The 21105-nt window shown below is 64.0% G+C and carries 19 protein-coding genes; 3 read left to right on the forward strand and 16 right to left on the reverse strand.

What is annotated here, in order from left to right; translation table 11 throughout:
* Window positions 1-3: 3 nt before the first annotated feature.
* The 16 genes from xylA to ACGYLD_RS14055 all read right to left on the reverse strand — a co-directional run bounded on the left by xylA (window position 4) and on the right by ACGYLD_RS14055 (window position 17901).
* Window positions 4-1299, reverse strand: coding sequence for a xylose isomerase (gene xylA, locus ACGYLD_RS13980; protein WP_271694012.1), 1296 nt, complete (start codon window positions 1297-1299; stop codon window positions 4-6).
* Entirely contained in the window at window positions 1292-2353 is a 1062-nt protein-coding gene (locus tag ACGYLD_RS13985) for a LacI family DNA-binding transcriptional regulator (RefSeq protein ID WP_394402893.1), read from the reverse strand. The genes xylA and ACGYLD_RS13985 overlap by 8 nt, the downstream gene beginning before the upstream one ends.
* A 193-nt stretch (window positions 2354-2546) precedes the next feature.
* A complete protein-coding gene (locus tag ACGYLD_RS13990) occupies window positions 2547-3551 on the reverse strand; it encodes an ABC transporter ATP-binding protein (RefSeq protein WP_394402895.1) in 1005 nt (334 codons plus the stop codon).
* Entirely contained in the window at window positions 3548-4516 is a 969-nt protein-coding gene (locus ACGYLD_RS13995; RefSeq protein WP_271694015.1) for an oligopeptide/dipeptide ABC transporter ATP-binding protein, read from the reverse strand. Before ACGYLD_RS13995 ends, ACGYLD_RS13990 begins: the two co-directional genes overlap by 4 nt.
* Window positions 4516-5430 (reverse strand): ABC transporter permease subunit, encoded by a 915-nt coding sequence (locus ACGYLD_RS14000; protein WP_271694016.1) that lies wholly within the window; start codon window positions 5428-5430, stop codon window positions 4516-4518. Before ACGYLD_RS14000 ends, ACGYLD_RS13995 begins: the two co-directional genes overlap by 1 nt.
* A gap of 1 nt (window position 5431) precedes the next feature.
* Window positions 5432-6349: an oligopeptide ABC transporter permease OppB gene (oppB, locus tag ACGYLD_RS14005; protein ID WP_271694017.1), complete on the reverse strand. Its 918-nt coding sequence runs from the start codon at window positions 6347-6349 to the stop codon at window positions 5432-5434.
* A gap of 93 nt (window positions 6350-6442) precedes the next feature.
* Window positions 6443-8059 carry a peptide ABC transporter substrate-binding protein gene (locus tag ACGYLD_RS14010; RefSeq protein WP_271694018.1) on the reverse strand — a complete coding sequence of 539 codons (1617 nt, stop codon included), beginning with the start codon at window positions 8057-8059 and terminating at the stop codon, window positions 6443-6445.
* A gap of 194 nt (window positions 8060-8253) precedes the next feature.
* Complete coding sequence (locus ACGYLD_RS14015; protein WP_271694019.1) at window positions 8254-9285, reverse strand: proline racemase family protein; 1032 nt, start codon at window positions 9283-9285, stop codon at window positions 8254-8256.
* Window positions 9278-10975: an aconitase family protein gene (locus ACGYLD_RS14020; RefSeq protein WP_271694020.1), complete on the reverse strand. Its 1698-nt coding sequence runs from the start codon at window positions 10973-10975 to the stop codon at window positions 9278-9280. The genes ACGYLD_RS14015 and ACGYLD_RS14020 overlap by 8 nt, the downstream gene beginning before the upstream one ends.
* Window positions 10976-10991: 16 nt before the next feature.
* Window positions 10992-11993: a 4-hydroxyproline epimerase gene (locus ACGYLD_RS14025; RefSeq protein ID WP_271694021.1), complete on the reverse strand. Its 1002-nt coding sequence runs from the start codon at window positions 11991-11993 to the stop codon at window positions 10992-10994.
* Between the two features lie 8 nt (window positions 11994-12001).
* Complete coding sequence (locus ACGYLD_RS14030) at window positions 12002-13225, reverse strand: NAD(P)/FAD-dependent oxidoreductase (protein WP_394402899.1); 1224 nt, start codon at window positions 13223-13225, stop codon at window positions 12002-12004.
* Window positions 13225-13947: an amino acid ABC transporter ATP-binding protein gene (locus tag ACGYLD_RS14035; RefSeq protein WP_209219145.1), complete on the reverse strand. Its 723-nt coding sequence runs from the start codon at window positions 13945-13947 to the stop codon at window positions 13225-13227. The genes ACGYLD_RS14030 and ACGYLD_RS14035 overlap by 1 nt, the downstream gene beginning before the upstream one ends.
* Window positions 13940-14593, reverse strand: a complete 654-nt coding sequence (locus ACGYLD_RS14040; protein WP_067260889.1) for an amino acid ABC transporter permease — start codon at window positions 14591-14593, stop codon at window positions 13940-13942. The genes ACGYLD_RS14035 and ACGYLD_RS14040 overlap by 8 nt, the downstream gene beginning before the upstream one ends.
* A gap of 13 nt (window positions 14594-14606) precedes the next feature.
* Complete coding sequence (locus tag ACGYLD_RS14045; protein WP_271694025.1) at window positions 14607-15272, reverse strand: amino acid ABC transporter permease; 666 nt, start codon at window positions 15270-15272, stop codon at window positions 14607-14609.
* Between the two features lie 59 nt (window positions 15273-15331).
* Window positions 15332-16138: a transporter substrate-binding domain-containing protein gene (locus tag ACGYLD_RS14050; RefSeq protein WP_067260893.1), complete on the reverse strand. Its 807-nt coding sequence runs from the start codon at window positions 16136-16138 to the stop codon at window positions 15332-15334.
* A 245-nt stretch (window positions 16139-16383) separates the two neighbouring features.
* Window positions 16384-17901, reverse strand: a complete 1518-nt coding sequence (locus ACGYLD_RS14055; protein WP_271694027.1) for an aldehyde dehydrogenase (NADP(+)) — start codon at window positions 17899-17901, stop codon at window positions 16384-16386.
* A gap of 105 nt (window positions 17902-18006) precedes the next feature.
* Between ACGYLD_RS14055 and ACGYLD_RS14060 the strand changes: the two genes are divergently transcribed.
* From ACGYLD_RS14060 to ACGYLD_RS14070, 3 genes are all read left to right on the forward strand, one after another.
* Window positions 18007-19035, forward strand: a complete 1029-nt coding sequence (locus ACGYLD_RS14060) for an Ldh family oxidoreductase (protein WP_271694028.1) — start codon at window positions 18007-18009, stop codon at window positions 19033-19035.
* Window positions 19036-19433: 398 nt separating this feature from the next.
* Window positions 19434-20933: a glucan biosynthesis protein gene (locus ACGYLD_RS14065; RefSeq protein ID WP_271694049.1), complete on the forward strand. Its 1500-nt coding sequence runs from the start codon at window positions 19434-19436 to the stop codon at window positions 20931-20933.
* Entirely contained in the window at window positions 20930-21100 is a 171-nt protein-coding gene (locus ACGYLD_RS14070) for a hypothetical protein (protein WP_156505591.1), read from the forward strand. The genes ACGYLD_RS14065 and ACGYLD_RS14070 overlap by 4 nt, the downstream gene beginning before the upstream one ends.
* The last annotated feature ends 5 nt before the right edge of the window (window positions 21101-21105 follow it).

The following is a 21105-nucleotide window of genomic DNA, read 5'->3' on the forward strand; positions in this document are numbered from 1 at the left end:
GGCTCAAACGAACCGGTTTACGATGTTCTCCAGAATTTCCTGCCGGCCCGAGCGGGGCTGCGGGTTAATGCCGTCTTGGACGACCTGCGCGGCGATTGAGGCCAGATCCCCCTCCAGCATCGCCTTGGCCTTGGGCGTCTCCCACCCCGCGTAGCGCTCGGCGCGCATGGCCTCAATCGTGCCATCCTCCAGCATGGCTGCGGCGGCTTTGAAGCCCCGCGCGCAGACATCCATCGCGCCCGCATGGGCCGCGACCAGATCGACCGGATCGAGCGATTGCCGACGCAGCTTGGCGTCGAAATTGGTGCCGCCGGTGGTGAAACCACCCGCCTTCAGCACCTCGTAATAGGCCAGCGCCACTTCGGGCACGTTGTTGGGGAATTGATCCGTGTCCCAGCCCGATTGATAGTCGTTGCGGTTCATGTCGATCGAGCCGAAAATCCCCAAGGATGCGGCGAGCGCCAGTTCATGCTCGAACGAATGGCCTGCAAGGATCGCATGGCCCTGTTCGATGTTCATCTGAACTTCGTTCTCCAGCCCAAACTCCTTGAGGAAACCATAGACCGTGGCGACATCGAAATCATACTGGTGTTTGGTCGGTTCCTGCGGCTTGGGCTCAACCAGAATGGCGCCCTTGAAGCCGATCTTGTGTTTGTATTCCACCGCCATCTGCAAAAAGCGCCCGGCCTGCTGGCGTTCGCGTTTCAGATCGGTGTTCAGCAGAGTCTCATAACCTTCGCGCCCGCCCCAGAGGACGTAGTTCTGACCGCCCAGCTTATGGGTCGCATCCATGCAGGCTTTGACCGTGGCGGCGGACCAAGCGAAAATCTCAGGGTCGGGGTTGGTGGCCGCGCCCGACATGAAGCGCCGGTGACCAAAAAGGTTCGCCGTGCCCCAAAGCAGCTTGGTTTTGGAGCCTTCCATCTTGGTGCCGAGATAATCAATGATCTCTTCGAAATTGCGTAGGCTTTCGGCGAATGTGTCCCCCTCGGGGCGGATGTCGGCATCGTGCCAGCAAAAGAAGGGCGCGTTCAGCAGATCGAACATCTCAAAGGCCACATCGGCCTTGAGCTTTGCCAAATCCATCGTGTCACCGAACCACGGGCGATCGAAGGTCTGCCCGCCAAAGGGATCGCCGCCCGGCCATGCGAAGGAGTGCCAATAGGCCACGGCAAAGCGCAGGTGGTCTTCCATCCGTTTGCCCATGACGATCTCGTCAGGGTTGTAGTGGCGAAAGGCCAGATCGGCCCCCTCGGGATCATAGGTGAGGGGCTTTATATCTTTAAAGAAATCAGTCATCTATCTTGGCCTTCATCTTATCGGTCAATGTGTCGGCGGGCAGATTGTCCCGCACATAAATCGTCGGCACGAGGTCCGGCATCGGCGGCAATTCCTTTTGGTCGATCAGCGCCCGCAAGACGGTGAAGGCGCGGTTGATCTCGACATCTGGGCGCTGGTCGATCACCAGATCGATATGCCGATCAAGCAGCGCCTGACGCGAATGCGCGACCAGTTCATGCACCACGCAGAAGGGCCGTGTGCCCTGCCCCTCTTGCAGGGCGGCGATCAACCCGCTGTTGCCCGCGCCCACGTTGTAAAGTGCTGTCAGCTCCATCTGGCCGAGCGCCTGACGCGTCTGCGCGTTCAGCACCTGCGCGTCGTCCTTCGTCATGATCGGATCCAGCAATTCAACCTGCGGGAAATCGGCCTGCAACACTTCGCGAAAGCCGGTCAGACGCTCTGCGTGGTCGCGCGCGTCCAGCGAGCCTGCAAAGGTCTGCACCCGTCCGCCCTGCCCGCCATGGGCAAGCCCCACCATGCGGCCCGCCGTGCGCCCGGCGGCGATGTTGTCGATCCCGATATAGGCGGCGCGGGCGGCCTGCGGCAGGTCGGAGACGAGGCCCACCACGGCCACCCCCTTGTCCCGCAGGGCGGCCAAAGGTGCCTCAAGCGCCGCGCTTTGCAAACCGACGATGGCGACACCGTCGAAATCCCGTGCCAGCAGGTCCGAGATGCTGTCTTGCAGCCCTTCGACGGCGAAGGCCGCGACCTCGATCACCTCGGCGGTGACGCGTTCGGTGGCCTGATGGGCGGCGGTATGGTCGATGTGTTGACGGATGCGGTTGAAAAAGGCGTTGGAGCCGCGGGGGATCAGGAAAGCGAGCCGGTAGACCCGCCCGCGTGACAGGTTCGCCGCCGCGACATTGCGCACATAGCCAAGCGCCGCGACCGCTTCGCGCACCTTGGCGATGGACTTTTCCGCCACGTTGCCGCGGTTGTTGATCACCCGGTCCGCGGTGGCATAGCTCACTCCGGCAGCGCGTGCGACATCGCTCAACGTCGGACTTGTCATGGCCCCTCCCCTGCGCGCCGACCCTCCCAGCCTGCGCATCTCGGGGCCTATCTAGGGGGATATTTTGATATACGTCAATCATTTTTGATAGACGTATATCATTTTTCGGGAATAGGGCGGGGCGGTGGCGAACGCAAACCGCCCCTAAGGGGCTGAATGTTATAGAATTCTCGTATCGAAACCGACCGAAGACTTACTGCGCCGCGGTCTCGCTGGCTTGCAACGGGCCGGGGTGAATGCAAGCGACTCGATGCAGCGACTCGCCCGGTTGCGGCACCACCTGCGCGCAATCCGCCTGCGCCCGCGGGCAGCGGCCACGGAAAACACAACCCGAGGGCGGGTTCATCGGTGAGGGCATGTCGCCCGACATCGGCACGATCTGCTTGGCGCGCTCGGCGATCGGATCGGGGATCGGCACGGCGGAAAGCAGGGCCTGCGTGTAGGGATGCTGCGGGTCGTCGTAGAGCTGCGCCTTCGGTGCCTTCTCCATCACGCGGCCAAGGTAGAGCACCATGACCTCGTCCGAGATGTTTTTCACCACGCTGAGGTCATGGGCGATGAAGATCATCGCGAGCCCCAGATCGCGCTGCAACTCTTTGAGAAGCTCGATCACCTGCGCCTGAATTGAGACATCGAGCGCCGAAACCGGCTCGTCGCAGATCAGGAGCTTCGGCTCCACGATCAACGCGCGGGCGATGCCGATGCGCTGGCACTGGCCGCCGGAGAACTCATGCGGGTAGCGGTTGATCATCTGCGGCAGCAGGCCCACGCGCTCCATCATCTGCGCCACCCGGGCGCGGCGCTCGCGGGCGGGCACGTCGGGGCGGTGGGTCTTCAGCGGCTCGGCGATGATCTGCCCCAGCGTCATACGCGGATTGAGCGAGGCGAGCGGGTCCTGAAATACCATCTGGATCTCGGACCGGTAGGGCTTCATCCGGCGCGGGGAGAGCGACAGGAGATCTGTCTCGCTCTGCCACATGACCTGACCCTCGGCCGGAACCATCTGGATCAACCCGCGCGCAAGGGTGGACTTGCCGCAGCCGGATTCGCCCACGACGCCGAGGGTCTTGCCGGGCTCGAGATCGAAGCTGACGCCGTTCACCGCGTGGAGCAGGCGCGGCTTGGTCCAAGGCATGTCGCCGGCGCGGGTGATCGGGAATTTGACGTGCAGGTCGCGGACCGAAAGAAGCGGGCTCATGCGGTGACCTCCGCGATGGGACGGTGGCAGGCGCGGGCGCGGGCGCCGTCGAAGGGTGCGAGCGGCGGCATCACGCGGCAATCCTCGCCGGCGTAATCACAGCGCGGGCGGAAGGGGCAGCCCTCGGGGGGCGCGGCCATGTTTGGCGGGTTGCCCGGGATCGCCTTCATGGTGGCGTCCTCGTCATCGACGCGCGGCACGGCGGCCAAAAGGCCGCGGGTATAGGGATGCGTGGGCTCGGCAAAGAGCGGCTCGGTCGGGCCCTGCTCCATCACCCGGCCGCCGTACATCACCAGCACCCGCTCGCAGAAGCCCGCCACGACGCCGAGGTCATGGGTGATGAGGATCGTGGCCATGCCGAAATCCTTTTGTAGATCGCCCAAGAGGTCCATGATCTGCGCTTGCACGGTAACGTCGAGCGCGGTGGTCGGCTCGTCCGCGATCAACAGGTCCGGCTTGCACAGCAGCGACATGGCGATCATCACCCGCTGGCGCATCCCGCCGGAGAACTCATGCGGAAAGAGGCGGATACGCTCCTTGGCGGCGGGAATTTTCACCGCGTCCAGCATCCGCACCGATTCTGCCAGTGCGTCGCGCTTCGATAGTCCCTGGTGTAGGGTCAGCACCTCGGCCATCTGCTCGGAAATCCGCATGTAGGGGTTGAGCGAGGTCATCGGGTCCTGAAAGATCATCGCGATGCGCTCGGCCCGGATCTTGTTCAGCACCTTGGGCTTGGCGCCGAGGATTTCCTGCCCGTCGAAACGGATCGACCCACCGGTGCGCCCGTTGGGCGCTAGCAGTCCCATGATCGAGAATGCGGTCTGCGATTTGCCCGAGCCGCTTTCGCCGACAATGCCGAGGGTCTCGCCCCGGTTGATCGAGAGCGACAGGTCGTTGACCGCGTGAACGGGTCCGTCGTCGCCCTCGAAGGTGACGTTGAGCTTGTCGATTTCCAGCAGAGACATCAGCGATCCTTGGGGTCGAGCGCGTCACGAAGCCCGTCGCCTATGAAGAACAGGCCGAAGAGCGTGAGACAGAAGAACAGCAGCGGGAAGCCCAACTGCCAGGTGGTGCCATAGGCGATGGTGCCCGCGCCTTCGGAGATCAGCGCCCCGAGGGAGGTCAGCGGTTCCTGCACGCCAAGGCCGAGGAAAGAGATGAAACTTTCCGTGAGGATCATCAGCGGGACCAGCAGCGTGGCATAGACGGCGATCACGCCCAGCAGGTTGGGCACGATGTGGCGCAGGATGATGACCGGGGCCGAGACGCCGGTGGCGCGGGCGGCCTCGACGAACTCGCGGCCCTTGATGGTCAGGGTCTGGCCGCGCACGATGCGGGCCATCTCCATCCAAGAGATCAGGCCGACGCCGGCGAAGAGAATGGTGATCGACCGGCCATACATGACCAGCAGCAGGATCAGCACGAACATGTAAGGCACGGCCATGAAAATATCGACGAGCCGCATCATGATGCTGTCGGTCCGCCCGCCGAAATAGCCCGCCACCGCGCCGTAGAGCGTGCCGACCACACAGGCGATCAACGCGCCGACGAGGCCCACGGCGAGGCTGATCTGCGTGCCCTGCACGGTGCGTGCAAAGAGGTCGCGGCCCAGATCGTCAGTGCCGAAGTAATGGCCGCTCTCAATCGATGGGCCGCCCAGTTCGGCGATCTGGCCCATGACGTTGTAGTCGAGTTCCTCGTTCGACCATTGCGCGAGGCTGTTGCCAAAGAGTGCGAAGGCCACGACGAAGCCGAGGATCACCAGCCCCATCAGCGCCGCCTTGTTGCGGAAGAACCGCCGCCGCGCGTCAGCCCAGGGGGAGCGGCCCTTGGCGGCGATCTCGGTGGCCTCGACCCGTTGTTCGGATGTCATCACCATGTCAGTACCGGATCTTGGGGTCGATCCACCCGTAAAGGATATCGACCACGAGGTTAAAGAAGATGGTCAGCGCACCGACGAGGATCGTCACCCCCATCATCACCGCGTAGTCGCGGTTCAGCGCCGAATCGACGAAGGCCTTGCCGATGCCGCCGGTGGAGAAATAGATGTCGACCACCACGGAGCCGGTGATCATCGCCACGAAGGCCGGCCCGAGGTAGGAAATCACCGGCAGCATCGCAGGTTTCAGCGCGTGGCGCAGGATCACCCGCCGTTCGGGCAGGCCCTTGGCGCGGGCGGTGCGGATGTGGTTCGACGTCAGCACTTCCAGCATCGAGGAGCGCGTGATCCGCGCGATCGAAGCCATGAAGGACGTGGACAGCGCGATCACCGGCATGATCCAATATTCCGGCCCCTGCCAGCCGCCACCCGGCAGCCAGCCCAGCCAGAGCGTGAAGACCAGCACGAGGATCGGCGCCATCACGAAGTTCGGCAGCACCTGCGCGCCGATGGAGACGCCGACGGCGGCATAGTCCAGTACCGTATTGTGCCGCACGGCGGCGGCGACGCCGAGGCCCACGCCGACGATGACCGCCACGGCGAAGGACAAAAGGCCGTAGGTCAGCGTGATCGGGAAACCTTGGGCGATGATCTCGTTCACCGAACGGTCCTTGTAGACGAAGCTCGGCCCGAAATCGAACTCGGTGACGATGCCCCAGACGTAGGAGGTGATCTGCTTCCACAGCGGATCGTCCAGCCCGTATTTCGCATTGAGGTTCGCCAGCACCTGCGGCGGCAACTCGCGCTCCGAGGTGAAGGGGCCGCCGGGGGCGGAATGCATCAGCAGGAAAGAGATGACGATCAAGACCAGAAGCGTCGGAATAGCGATGGCAAGGCGCTTGAGGATGTAACTGAGCAAGAGGCGCGCGCTCCGAATACGGGGTTTGTGGGGGTGTAGAATAGAATCGGGCAGCCCGTGCCATAACCGCCGGGCTGCCCGAATGTCGAGAGGTTACTCTGCGGTACGGTAGAGGTCTTTGCCGTACCAAGTGTTGTTCACGTTGTTCTCGGGCAGACCTTCGATGTCTTCCGCGATCATGTCAACGTTCGCGTAATGGTAGATCGGGATGATCGGCATTTCCTCGGCCAAGATCTTCTCCGCCTCTTGATAAAGCGGCTGCGGATCTTCGGCGGTCTTGCTGTCCTTCATGAGCTTGTCATAAGCGTCGTTATAGAACTCGCCGTTGTTGTGGCCCGAATAGGAAGTCATGAGGTCGAGATAGGTCGACGCCTCGTTGTAGTCGCCGCACCAAGCATAACGCGCCATGTCGTAGTCTTGGTTCTGCATCCGGTCGGTGTGGACCTTCCACTCATAGTTGTCGAGCGTGAGGTTCACGCCGATCTGCTTGAGCATCTGCGAGGCCGCGATGGCGATCTTCTTGTGATCTTCCGAGGTGTTGTACTGCAACGTCAGATCCAGCGGGTTGTCGGGGCCGTAGCCCGCCTCGGCCAGCAGCTCCTTGGCCTTCTCCACGCGCTGCGCTTGGTCCATGTTGTCGGCCCAGTCGAGCTCGGGCCGCTCGAAGTCGGCGATCGCCCAGTGGGTCCAGTTGTACGAAGGCTTCTGGCCGCCCTGCAGGATGCGATCGACGATGATGTCGCGGTCGATGGCATAGGCCAGCGCCTTGCGCACATTGACGTTTTTCAGCGCCTCCGGCCCCTTGTCGCCCACGTTCAGCATGTAGATGTAGGAGCAGTTATAGGGGGTCGAGACCGCCTGTTCGGGGTACTCTTTCTTCAGGCGCGGATACTGCCCGGCGGGGATGTCCACGCGGTCCAGCTCACCGGCCAGATAGCGGGTCAGGGCTTGGTTCACGTCGTTGATCGTCAGCGCGATGATCTCTTCCATCACCACGTTCTCGGCGTCCCAATAGGTGTCGTTCTTCTCCATCACGACACGCTCGCCCAGCTGGTGTTCGACCAGCGTATAGGCGCCGTTGCCGACAAGCGTGCCTGCATCGGTCCAGTCGTCGCCATGTTCCTCGACCACGCTTTGCAGCACGGGGAAGGTCGAGCCGTGCACCAGCATCTGCGGGAAATAGGGCAGCGGCGTGGTGATCTTGACCTCAAGCGTGTGGTCGTCGATGGCGCGGATGCCGAGTTCCTCGGGGGATTTGTCCCCGGCGATGATCTCGGGCGCGTTCTGGACCTGCATCAACTCCATGTACCAGGCGTATTCCGAGGCGGTCGCCGGGTCGGCCAGACGGCGCCAGGAATAGACGAAGTCGTTCGCGGTGACCGGCTCACCGTTGGACCACTTGGCGTCGTCGCGCAGGTTGAACGTGTAGGTCTTGCCGTCTTCCGAAACTTCGTGGTCGAGCGCGACGCCGGGGACCAGCTCACCGTTGCCGTCCTCGTTGTAGAGCCCCTCGAAGAGGTTGCGCAGCACATCTGAGCCTTCGACGTCGGTGTTGATCTGCGGGTCCATCGACTTGATCGCGTCGAGCAGCCAGAAGGTATAGGTCTGATCTTCGGCAAGATTCACGCCCTCGGGCACATCGGCGGCCTGGGCCTGAAACGCAAGGCTTAGCGCCAATGCGGAGGAGGCGAGTGTCGTGCGTAGCTTCATGGTGACTCTCCGTTGTTTGAAAGTTCGTGTTCTGATTGAAAAGTAATCAATCGAAAACGAAGAGCACATGCAAGACGTTGCCTCGCGTCAGCCAAACACGGCGGCTTCGCGCCGAGGCGGCGCGAGGTTGTGAAGATTGGCCCCCGCCCCCGGTCTGCCCCGGGCGGCGGGGTTCAACGTGGCAACGGGCGCGACTAGCCGCGTGCGCCCCAAGTATCGGACAAGCGGTAGCCGCCCGGCCAAGGGTCATCGGGGTCGAGCATATGTTGGTGGATGCCCGTGACCCAGCCCCGGCCCGACAGTTCCGGCAGGATGGCCATATGTTCGCCCACCTGCGTCTCGCCCAAGATACGCCCCGTGAAGGTCGACCCGATCAGCGACACGGTGGTCAGACTGTCCTCCAGCCCCATTTCCCCCCGCGCGTGCAGCAGGGCCATCCGCGTGCAAAGCGCTGTGCCAGTGGGGGAGCGGTCCACCTTGCCGGGCTGGATCGCGACCGCCGCCCCGGCGCGCAGGCCGGCCTCATCGCGGGTCACCGGACCGGCGAACAGGCAGAAAGAGAAATGCTGCCAATCAGGGTTCTCAGGGTGGTCGAACCGCATCGCCGCATTGGCCGCATCGGTGATCCGCACGCCAAACCGCGCGATGTCATGGGCCTCATGCGCTTCCAGCGAAAACCCCATTGCGGCGGCATCGACGACGACGAAACTGTCGCCGCCATAGGCGGTATCGACGGTGAGCGTGCCCAGCCCTTCGACCTCAAGCGGCACATCCAGACGCGCCGCGAAGCTTGGCAGGTTCTGCACGAAAATACGCTCCGCTTTGCCATTGCGACATTCGGCGCGGACCTTCACCAGCCCGCCCGGCGCTTCGAGGGTTAGCTCCGTCACAGGCTCCGTCATCGGCAGGATGCCCCCGTCGAGCAGTACGGTCGAGACGCAGATCGAATTGGAACCGGACATCGGAGGCGTGTCCTCCGGCTCCATGATGATGAAGGCCGCATCGGCGCGGGGGTCTTTCGGCGGCACCAGCAGGTTCACATGGCGAAACACCCCGCCGCGCGGCTCGTTCAACACGAAGTTGCGCAGGGTTTCATCCCGCGCGATCCAGCGGCTCTGCTCCCACAGCGTCTCGCCCGGCGGCGGGGCGACACCGCCCACGATCACATCGCCCACCTCACCCTCGGCATGGGCCGAGATCACATGAACCGTCTTGCTGCTACGCATTGCTTGTTTCCTCTTCGGCCAGCCATGGCGGCAAAGCCTCCCCGGCCTGCCCGGTCACGGCTGCCTCGACACAGTCCGCGATACTGCCAAAGCGCACATCCCGGCCCGACAGTCCGGGGGCGTAATGGGCGTATTTACCGGAGTTCGTCATCAACACCTTGGCCGAGGGCGGGAAGACCGGCTCGGAGATCGAACACCAGCAGATATCGGGCACGACTTGCACGCCCGCCGCCTCGAGCCGCGCCACGGTGCCGTCATCGCGCGCCGCTTGTAACGTGTCTTGGCCAAGCGTCACGATCACCGCCGTGTCGGCATGGCGCTTGCGCCCGGCGAGGGCGGTGTCGAGCGCGCGGCATTCGGCATGAGAGAAATGTGGGCTCCCAAAGGCCACGAGGTCAACCGTCGCGGCTCCGGCGTTGAACTGCCGCCAAACGCGGCGCAGGTCATCGGCTGTGAGGCGAACGGTATCGGCCTCTGCGACAGGGGGCAGATCGGCCTCGGGTGTGATCCCGGCGACATGCAGCATTGGGGCCGCGGAGGTGGTACCAAAGGCCGCGCAGAGCGCTTTGAGATCATCCTCATTCGGGGCGGCCCCCTCCAACCCGCGCAAAAGCGGGATCCGGTCCGGGGCGGCCTGCCCCGCAAGCCAGCCCAGCATCGGCCAGATCGCCTCGTCATATTGCACGGGCAGTTCCACCTCGATCACCCGGCGCGGGGCGCGATGTTCTTCCAGATAGACCCCGGAGAGCGGTGCGCGCGCGGTGAGCGCGATGCACAGGTCGAGGAAATCGGGATGTTTCACCGTCCGCGCGCCAAGCACGCTATTGGCATAGATCACCGCGTTGGACTCCGACCATGCGATGAACTCGCCGCGTTCGGGCGGGGCGGGCAATTGGTAGGGCGCACAGGTGAAACTGGGCCGCGCGCCCATGGTGACATAGGCGTCGGCCAAACGGCTGGCGGGCAGGCCGAAGTCCGGCGGCACGCCTTGGGCGCGCCAATTGCCGTGATCGACCGAGATGGCATTCATCGTCGTCGGCACACGCACCTTCGAGCCCATATCGGCCATGGTCTGGGCAAAGAGCAGGTTGGCGGGGCTGGCGTAGATGCAGCCGTCGATATGCACGCGCGTCACATCGACCAGCCGCTCGGCCCCCTGCCCCCGCGCCATGGTGCAGGTGATCTCCATCGCCAGTTGCACGGCCTTGCCTTCGACCCCGTCCAGCATCGCCTGATCCTCGGCGGTGAGATGCAGGGCGCGGGCGGGCCTGTCCGACAGGGGCAGATCCCAGTCATCGGTGCTGAGCATCTCAGGCGTGATCCGCGCGCTGCGGGATTTGGCGAGCAGGTCGTAATCCTCGGCCCCGAGTCGCAGCACCGCGAGCGGCTTGTCGAACATCTTGCCCGCGATCAACGCGCCTAGGGTCAGGATGTCTTCGGCCTCACGAAACACGAGGGCAGCAGGGGCATGACCGTTCAACGCCAGTTCCAGCAGCACGCCGCTGCCGGTGCAGGAGCCGCGGCTGGTGGGCATGAGCAGGATCTTCCCCGCCAGCGACTGACCGCAGAGCGGGTGATGCGCGTCGATGACCTTGCCCGTGGCCGGATCGACGCCGCCCCAGAAACTCAGCCCCTCAGAGGAAGCCAGCACCGCGCCTTGGGCCGCGGCGGGAACGATGATTTGCGCCATGGGGTGCCCCTCCAATTCAGGTGACGACAAAGCCGTGCGCGAAGGGGTCACGCTCGTCAATGAAAATGGTGTTAAAGCCCGTCACCCGCGCCCAACCGGCGATGGAGGGGATGATCGCGGGCCTGCCCGCCACCTCTGCCGCCGCTTCGACACGGCCTTTGAACATGGAGCCGATGATGGATTCATGCACGAAATCATCGCCCACATTCAGCTTGCCCTTGGCCGCAAGCTGAGCCATCCGCGCCGAGGTGCCAGTGCCGCAGGGCGAGCGGTCGATCGCCTTGTCACCGTAGAAAACCGCGTTGCGGGCATGGGCCTCTCCCGCGCGGGGGGCGCCGGTCCAGAGGATATGGCTCAGCCCGTTGATCGCAGGGTGTTCGGGGTGGATGAACTCATATTTCGCATTGAGCGCGGCACGGAGTTTCGGGCTAAGACCGACCAGTTCGGAGACCGAGAAATCCGCCATATCGCGGAAATTCTTCTGCGGCTCGACGATGGCATAGAAGTTCCCGCCATAGGCCACATCGACCACCACTTCGCCCAAACCCTCGACCTCTGCCGTCAGCCCTTCGGCGTGGAGGAAGGCGGGCACGTTGCTCAGGCGCACCTCTTCAACGAAACGCCCCTCTTGCCGGTAGGTCACATCGACCCGCCCGGCAGGGGTTTCAAGGCGCAATTGGCCGGGGGTGGCGGGGGTGACCAGCCCGTTCTCAAGCGCGATGGTGACGGTGCCGATGGTGCCGTGGCCGCACATCGGCAGGCAGCCCGAGGTCTCGATGAACAGCACCGCGATGTCGCAATCATCCCGCGTCGGCGGGTAAAGGATCGCGCCCGACATCTGGTCGTGCCCACGCGGCTCAAACATCAGACCGGTGCGGATCCAGTCGTATTCCGCCAGAAAATGCGCGCGCTTTTCCAGCATGTTCGCGCCCTTCAACAGCGGCGCGCCGCCGGTAACGAGCCGTACCGGATTGCCGCAGGTATGGCCGTCGATACAGGGAAATGTGTGTTGCGTCATGTCAGCCTCTAGAAACGGGCGGGAGAGAAGGGGGTCAGGTCGATGCCGGGGTCTTGGCCGGTCATCAGATCCGCGATGATGGCGGCGGTGCCCGCCGATTGGGTGAGGCCCAGATGCCCGTGGCCAAAGGCGCAGAACACATCCGGGCGGTTCGGCAGCGCGCCGATGGCGGGCAGGCTGTCGGGCAGTGAGGGGCGGAAACCCATCCATTGCGTGCCGCCCGAGGTGTCGAGCCCCGGCAGAAAGCGCTTGGCCTTTTTCAGCATCGCATCGGCCCGGGCAAAGTTCGGCGGCAGGTCGAGCCCGCCGAGTTCCACCGCCCCGCCGACGCGCAGCCCATGGCCCACCTTGCTGATGACAAACCCATGGCCGCCGAAAGTGATTTGGCGCTTCAGGTCGAAGGCACCACTGGGCAGGGTCGTGTTATAGCCGCGCTCGGTCTCCAGCGGGATTTTCGCGCCAGCGGTCCGCGCGAGGTGATGCGAATGCGCACCTGCGGACAGCACCACGCGGCCCGGCATCAGGCCAGCGGCGGTCTCGACCCCGCCCGCGACGAGACGTTCGGCGCGGGTGATGGTGATCTCCCCGCCCCCGGCCCGGAAGCGTTTGGCCATCGCCAGCACATAGTCGCGCGGATCCGAGATCGATTGCCATTCCGGGGTGAAGGTCGCATGGGTGAAGCTGGGCGCAAGACCGGGCTGATAGGCCGCAATCTCATCGCCCTTGAGATGGGTGAAAGCGATCCCCGCCTCTTCGCGGGCCTGCCATCCAGGGAGGGAGGCGCGGAACTCGGCCTCGCTCTCATAGACCTGCAACTGCCCGTCATGGCGCAGCATATGGGCCAGACCGCTCAGCTCCAGATGCGGGTCAAGCGCGGCCTGCGAGAGCTTCATCAGCGCCGTTTGCGCGACGGTCGAGGCCCGCACCTGCGCGGGCCAGCTTGCTTTCCAGAAACGCCACATCCACGGGGCGATCCGCCCGGCATAGCGCGGCGGCACCGACAGCGGACCCAGCGGATCAAGCAGCCACTTCGGCGCCTGCCGGATCATCCGGGGCGAGGCGAGCGGCAGGATCTCGGTAAAGGCAAAGGCACCCGCGTTGCCCGCCGAGGCGCCCGCCGCCGGGCCTTCACGGTCGATCACCCGCACGGGCAGCCCGCGCGCCTGAAGCGCCAGCGCGATGGACAGGCCCACCACGCCCGCGCCGACGACCGTCACCGGGGTTTGGTTCATTACCGCACGCTCGACAGGAATTGACGGGTCTCTTCTTGCTGCGGATCGCCAAAGATCTGATCCGGCGCGCCGATCTCGGCCATGACGCCCTTGTGGAAGAAGGCCACACGGTCCGACACATCGCGTGCGAAACTCATCTCATGGGTGACACAGATCATCGTCATCCCTTCATCTGCCAGCAATTTGAGCGTGTCCAGCACCTCGCCCACCAGTTGCGGGTCGAGGGCCGAGGTCACCTCGTCGAAGAGAATGTAGTCGGGCGACATCGCCAATGCACGCGCAATCGCCATCCGCTGCTGCTGCCCGCCCGACAGGCGGCTAGGGTAAACATCGAGCTTATCGGCCAGACCGACATGCGAAAGCTGCTGAACCGCGATCTCTTCGGCCTCCTTGCGGGCGATGCCTTTGACTTTGCGCGGGGCCAGGGTGACGTTTTCCAGCACCGTGAGATGCGGAAAGGCGTTGAACTGCTGGAACACGATGCCGATCTTGCGGCGCAGCTTGTTCAGGTCGGTGTCGCGGGCGTGAACCTCGGTCCCGTCGACGACGATGCGGCCACTGTCGATCGGCTCTAGCCCGTTGATGCAGGTCAAAAGCGTCGATTTGCCCGAACCTGAGCCGCCGATCACCGAGACGACCTCGCCTTTTTGCACGGTCAGGTCGATGCCCTTGAGCACCTGAAGCGCACCAAAGGATTTGTGGACGTTTTCAATCTCAATCATTTTCTTGCCACCTTTTTTCCAAGCGGCTGCCAAGCCGGGCAATGGGGAAACTGAGCGCGAAGTAGATCGCGCCGGTCACGAGCAGGATGAACATCGGCTCTTGCAGGCGTGTCACCAGAATTTGCGAGGCGCGCAGCAATTCGATGATGCCAAGCCACATCACCAGCGCGCTGTCTTTCATCACGCCGAGCGTCAGGCCGATCCAACTGGGCAGGCCGACCCGCAGCGCCATGGGAAAGACGATCTGCGTAAGATCCTGCCCCCAAGTCATGCCAAGCGAGCGCGCCGCACGGCGGGTGACCGAAGGCACCGCCTCGATCGCGCCGCGCACGATCTCGGTGCAATAGGCTGAGGTATAAAGGGCCAGCACGATGCAGGATGTCACGAAGGGCGAAATCCCCCAGCCCGCGATGGCCTGAAAGGCGTTGGCAAGGATCAATTGGATCAGCAGCGGGACCGAGCGGAAGATATCCAGCACGAAAGTCAGCGGCAGCGCCGCCCATGGGCTGATCTGGCTGCGCAGCACCCCGAAGAAGACCCCCAGCAGCGTGCCGCCCACCACCGCGAAGGCGGTGACCGAAAGCGTCACCCCTGCGCCTTTGAGCATGAACAACAGGTCGTTGAAGGTCAGAGCCGTATCAAACATCTATTCTCTTCCTTCAGTAGCGAAACAGGCGGGCCGCAAGCAGCCGTGCGCCAAGCATCACGGTCTTGGCGATCACGTAGTAGATCACCGCCGCCAATGCGAAGAATTCAAAGGTTCGGAAGCTGCGCGCGTTGAGGTCTTGCGTCACCCCGGCGAGATCCGAATTCAGCCCCACTGTGACCCCCAGAGAGGTCATCAAGATCGCCCAGATCATCTGGTTCGTCGTCGGCAGGAACGAGATGCGGAACATCTGCGGCAGGATGATCAAGCGAAACGCCTTGGCCTGCCCCATGCCCAGTGATCGCCCGGCGCGCAGCTGGGTGCCCGGAATGGCGCGCATCGCGCCGCGGAACGTCTCGCAAAGGTAGCCCGCGTTGTTGAAGGCGATCCCCGCCAGCAGCGCGGCGTAGGGGCTGAGATAGATCCCGAAAGACCCGAGCCCAAAATGCGCCATGTAAATCTGAAACAGCGCCGGCGTGTTGCGCGCCACTTCGACCCATGCGGTCGCAGGCGCCCGCAGCCAAGCCGATTTGGCATCCCGGCCCACGGCCAGCAGCACGGCGATGGCAACGCCGATGAGCATCGACAGGATCGATATTTGCAGCGTGACTAGCGCGCCTTCCAGCATCTCTGGCAAGGCGCGAAAGGCCTGTCGCCATTGAAAGGTATAGTTGCCCATCTCTTGCTCCGATCAGCGGTTATCGGCAGGGGGGCCGCAGGTCGCGGCCCCCGCATTCATCAGCGATAGGCTTTGGCGATGGTCAGGTCCGGCGCCTCGCCGCCGACCCATTTGTCGAACAGTTCCTGATAACGGCCCGAGCGCACCTGCTGGTTCACGAAGAGGTCGAGGTAGTTCAGCAGACCGTATTCCTGACGCAGGCCGATCAGACCGACATAGTCCACGTCAAACGGCGCATCGCCCGCGATGGTCAGACCGTCGAACTTGCCGCTCGCCACGATGGAGGAGGCCACGGTGGAGGTCACGACAGTCGCGTCGATCTGGCCTTGGGCCAGCGACAGGAAGACGTCCGCTTGGCTCTGGTAGGAACGGAAGCTGCCTTCGTCCCATGCGTCGACCTGCTCTTCCAGCGCGATGGCTTCGAAAGTGCCCGCGACGGAGCCCACGGTCTTGCCCTTGAGGCTTTCAAAACTGTCGACGCCCGCGTCTTCGCGGGTCAGCACGACGTTGGTGAAGGCGAAATAGGGCACCGAGAAGCCGACGGTCTTGGCGCGCTCCAGCGTGTCGGAGGTGGAGGCAACACCCACATCCGCGCGGCCCGAGACGAGGGCGGGGATACGGTCGGGGAAGGGCGTCTCCACGATCTCGGCTTCGACGCCAAGGGCGGCGGCCAGATCGTTGCAATAGTCCACGTCGAAGCCGACGGGCGTGTTGCTGTCATCGCGCGAGCCCATGGGCGGAAAGTCCAGCACCACGGCGCAGCGCAGCGTGCCCGAAGAAATGATGTCGTCCAGTTTGTCGGCCTGAGCGGCGGTGCCGATCACGGTCGCAGCCACAAGGCTCCCGGCGAGTTGCGTGAATTTCATAGGTATCTCCCTCTTGGGTTGGTCGCCCCCGACTCTCTCTGGACGGGGTGCGGGGTGGTATGAAGGAACAATGTCTTCATTAAAAATACAATATGTATTTTTTACTTTTACCGGCATGTCGACATATTTTTGATACATTCCTGCCTTGCCAGCATGGTCGTGAAAAAGCAGCCGGTTGGGCGGCTCCCCCACGGCGTAACAGATGCGAAAAGCCGGGCGTGCGGCCCGGCTTTTCCGATCTTAGATTACCCCGCTGCGTCTTCCGGCAGCAGCGCCTCGGGCAGGTTCTGATAGGACACGGGCCGCAAGAAACGGCGGATCGACAGGGTGCCCACGCTGGTCGCGCCGAAGTTGGTGCTGGCCGGATATGGCCCGCCATGCACCATGGAATCCACCACCTCGACCCCTGTCGGGAAACCATTGGCCAGCAGGCGACCCGCCTTGCGTTCCAGCACCGGCATGAGGTCGCGCGCGGCGTCGACATCCGCGTCATCCATATGCAGGGTGACGGTCAATTGCCCGTCCAGTTCCAACGCCAGAGCGCGCATCTCTTCCAGCGAAGAGACCCGCACCACCAATCCGAGAGGGCCGAAGACCTCTTCGTGCAGCGCCGGATTGGCCTTGAACTCTTCGCCCGTGGTTTCGAAGAGCGCAGGCGCGGCGGTGCGGCCTTCGCTGTCGGCCAGATGCACTTGGCGCAGGCTTGGCGCGGATTTGAACTTGTCCCGCCCTGCGCAATAGGCCTCGGCGATACCGTCTGTCAGCATGACCTGCGGAGCCACGTCTTGCAGCGCTGTGGCCGCGTTTTGCACAAAGGCGTCGGCGCCCGGCCCGTCGATCACCACGGCGATGCCGGGATTGGTGCAGAACTGGCCCGCGCCCATGGTCAGCGATGCCGCCCAGCCCTTGCCAAGCTCTTCGGCCCGCGCCGCCATCGCGGCGGGTAGCATGAACATCGGGTTGACCGAGCCCAACTCGCCGAAGAAGGGGATCGGCTCTGGCCGCGCGGCGCAGAGATCAAAGAGCGCCCGGCCCCCGGCGAGCGAGCCGGTGAAGCCCACAGCCTTGATCCGCGGATGCTGCACCACGGCCTGCCCCACGGCGCGGTTGCCACCTTGGATCAGCGAGAAGACCCCGCGCGGCATGCCGCAGCTTTCAACCGCCGCATGGATCGCTTCGGCCACGATCTCTCCGGTACCGGGATGGGCGGAGTGGCCTTTGACCACGACCGGACAGCCCGCCGCCAGCGCCGCTGCGGTGTCACCGCCCGCCACGGAGAAAGCCAGCGGGAAGTTCGACGCGCCAAAGACGGCCACGGGGCCGATGGGGCGTTGCACCATGGTGATCGCGGGCCGCGGGGCGGGCTGGCGTTCGGGCATAGCGGCATCGAAGCGACGGTCGAGGTAGTCGCCCTTTTCGATATGCCCCGCGAACAGGCGGAGTTGGCCCACGGTCCGGCCCCGCTCCCCTTCGAGCCGCGCTTCGGGCAGACCGCTTTCTTGGCTGCCGATCTCGGTGATCTCGGCGCCTCGGGCGTCGATCTCATCAGCGATGGCGTTGAGGAATTTGGCGCGGGTCGCGCGGCTGGAATAGCCATAGTTCCAAAACGCTGCTTCGGCGGCTTCGCAGGCTTGGTCGACCAGTTCCACCGTGCCGACCGAGAAGTCATGCGCCGGCCCATGGGCGGGGCTAGAGCTAAAGCGGTCATCCGTGGCGATCCATTCGCCAGCGATCAAGTGTTTGCCGTGGGGGGTAAAGGCCATCGTCTATCCTTTCATGCGGGCCGCGGCCCGGTGTCAGCTTGCGTCTCTCCGCATCTGCATACATGATGTATGCATGATTGCAACCCAAGCCCTGCGAGGTTTCAGATGGCCGACACAACCCTCTCTCACGATGACCTGACCGCGATGGTCATTCGGATTTTCCAAGGCGCGGGCCTGTCGCCCCTGAATGCCGCAGCCCTCGCACGGGTGATTGTCGCGGGCGAAGGCGATGCCTGCAAATCCCACGGCATCTACCGGATCGAAGGCTGCCTGCGCACGATCAAGGCGGGCAAGGTGGTGCCCGACGCGGTGCCACGGGTGCATCATGACGACAGCGCCGTGGTGCGCGTGAACGCGGGCGGCGGGTTCTCCAACGCCGCCTTCGAAGCAGGCGCACCGGTGCTGGCCGAGCGTTGCCGCACCACCGGGATCGCCGCCATGGTGATCAACGATTGCACCCATTTCGCCGCGCTCTGGCCCGAGATCGAGGCGCTGACCGAGATGGGCCTCGCGGCCATGGCCATGTGCCCCAGCTATGCCAGCGTCGCCCCTTCTGGCGGCACCGACCCCTTGATGGGGACCAACCCTTTCGCCTTTGGCTGGCCCCGGGAAGGGGGCGACCCTTACGTTTTTGACTTCGCCACCAGTGTCGCCGCGCGGGGGGAGATCGAATTGCACCGCCGCGCGGGCACGCCCCTGCCCGAAGGCTGGGCCATCGCCCCCGATGGCAGCCCGACGACCGACCCCGAAGCCGCCCTCGCCGGGGCCATGCTTCCCTTCGGCGGTCACAAGGGATCGGCCATCTCGACCATGATCGAATTGCTCGCCGGGGTGATGATCGGTGACCTGACCAGCCCTGAAGCGCGCGATGCCTTGGGCGCGCTCACCCTCGCGCCCGCGCATGGCGAATTGATCATCGCCTTCGACCCCAAAACGTTTGCCGCAGGCCGCCCCGGCGACCCCTTCGCGCGGGCGGAAACCCTCTTTGATGCGATCACCGGCCAAGGTGCGCGGCTGCCCTCGCAGCGCCGTTTCAAAGCGCGTGCCGAGACGCGGGCCGAGGGGATTCCCCTGACGGATGCCGAGATGCGCAGCCTTGAGCGTTTGCTGGCCGAAGGGCTCGACGCCGTCTGACCCCCAACCGCGCGCCACCCTCCCGCGGGGGCGGCGCGCGATCCCGCCCAAACCGGCTTTAAAGCGCCGCAAAATCTCGCCGCTACCGCAGGGCGATTGTCACAAAAAAGCGGCGATCCTACGGAAATCAAGGCAAAAATTTGTGCAGCTTCCGCCGCGCAGCAGGCGGATCGGCGGTTTTCCGCGCTGCCCTGCGGCATTCCGCTGATAGTTGCAATATCAAGTTTCCAGCCTCCGCAAAAAGATTAGATAGGGAAAAAATTGCACACTCCTAACGTGTCTTCCGAGGTATTGTTTTGCCGAATTTCCCGACTGCACGACCGATTGAACAGCGGTCCGAAACCCTAGAACGCCGCCAGTTCCTCACCCTCTCCGCCGCGTCCTTTGCCGCCGCGCTCATGCCGCGGCACAGCGCGGCGCAGGAGGTGCCCGCCGCCTCCTTCACCTTCGACGGGCTGGTCGAAGATATGCGGCGATTGGCCCAGACCTCCTATATGGCCCCGAAGCCTGTCGAAGGCTTCCTTGCCGATCTGGATTACGACGCCTACCAACGCATCCGGTTCCGGCCCGAGCAGGCCCGCTGGCAGGAAAAGGGCGTGGCCTTCAGGCTGCACGCCTTCCACCCCGGTTGGCTGTTCAAAGAGGCGGTGAAGATCAACGAGGTCCGGGGCGATGCGGTGGAACCGATGGGCTTTACCACCGCCGATTTCGAGTATGACGACGAAGAACTCGCCAAGTCGATCCCGCCCAATGCTGAGATGCCGGGCGTCGCCGGTTTCCGCCTGCACACCCCGCTCAACCGGGCCGATATTTTCGATGAATTGATCGTCTTCCAAGGGGCGAGCTATTTCCGCGCCTTGGGCAAGGACACGCTCTATGGGCTGAGCGCGCGGGGATTGGCCGTGAACACCGGCCTGCCCGAAGGCGAGGAATTCCCCCGCTTCAGCGAGGTTTGGCTGCGCCGCCCCGAACCGGGTGACGATAGCGCCACGATCTATGCCGCGCTCGACAGCCCCTCGGTGACCGGGGCCTATCAATTCGTGATCACACCGGGCGAAGACACCACCGTCGAAGTCACCATGCGGCTCTTCCTGCGCGAAGACATCAAACAGCTTGGCATCGCGCCGCTGACTTCGATGTTTCTGCACAATGGTGCGGATAAGGGGAATTTCGACGACTTCCGCCCCGCGGTGCATGACAGCGAAGTCTTGGTGCTGAACACAGGCAAGGATACCACCCTCTGCCGCCCGCTGAACAATCCGCCGCGTTTGGCGAGTTCCTATTTCGGGGCGCAGAGCCCGCGGTCTTTCGGGCTGGCGCAGCGCAACCGGGACTTTGAGCATTACCTCGACGCGCAGGCCCATTACGAACGCCGCCCCTCGCTGATGATCGAACCCATGGGCGACTGGGGCAAAGGCACGCTGCGGCTGGTCGAGATACCTTCGGATCTGGAAGGCAATGACAATATCGTGGCCTATTGGATCCCCGAAGGGGAGACCCGCGCGGGCGATGAACTGGCCTACGGCTACCGCATGCACTGGGGGATGACCCCGCCGGGCGCAACACCGCAGACCCTTGGCCGCGTGGTGCGGCTGCGCTCGGGCCATGGCGGGGTGGCGGGTGTAGAGGCAGACACCGAGACCCGCAAATTCGTCATCGACTTCGCCGGCGGACAGCTCAGCGATTTGCCGAGCGACGCCGAGCTTGAACCCGTCACCAGCGCACAAAACGGCGAAATCGTGGAGGCGATCCTAAGCCGGGTGGATGGCAGGGACGAATGGCGGCTGGTGCTGGAACTGCGCGCCGAGCCTGATGCCATCGTCGAGATCAAGGCAGTTCTATCGGGATATGACCGCAATCTGACAGAGACATGGGTGTACCAATGGATCAACGCATGACCCTTCAAGACGCGACGACCCCCACTTCCGCAATGGCTGGCGAGGCCGAGAACTGGATGCCGCCCGCCGCCCCGCTTGCGATGCCACGGCAGAGCTTGGAACGGCGCGGCCATCTGGCCGGGCTGGCCGACCTTGCGCGGGCATTTCTGCTGCGGCGTAAGGCCTGAGTTCC

The sequence above is a fragment of the Sulfitobacter sp. 1A12056 genome (assembly GCF_043558125.1).
GTDB lineage: Bacteria > Pseudomonadota > Alphaproteobacteria > Rhodobacterales > Rhodobacteraceae > Sulfitobacter > Sulfitobacter faviae.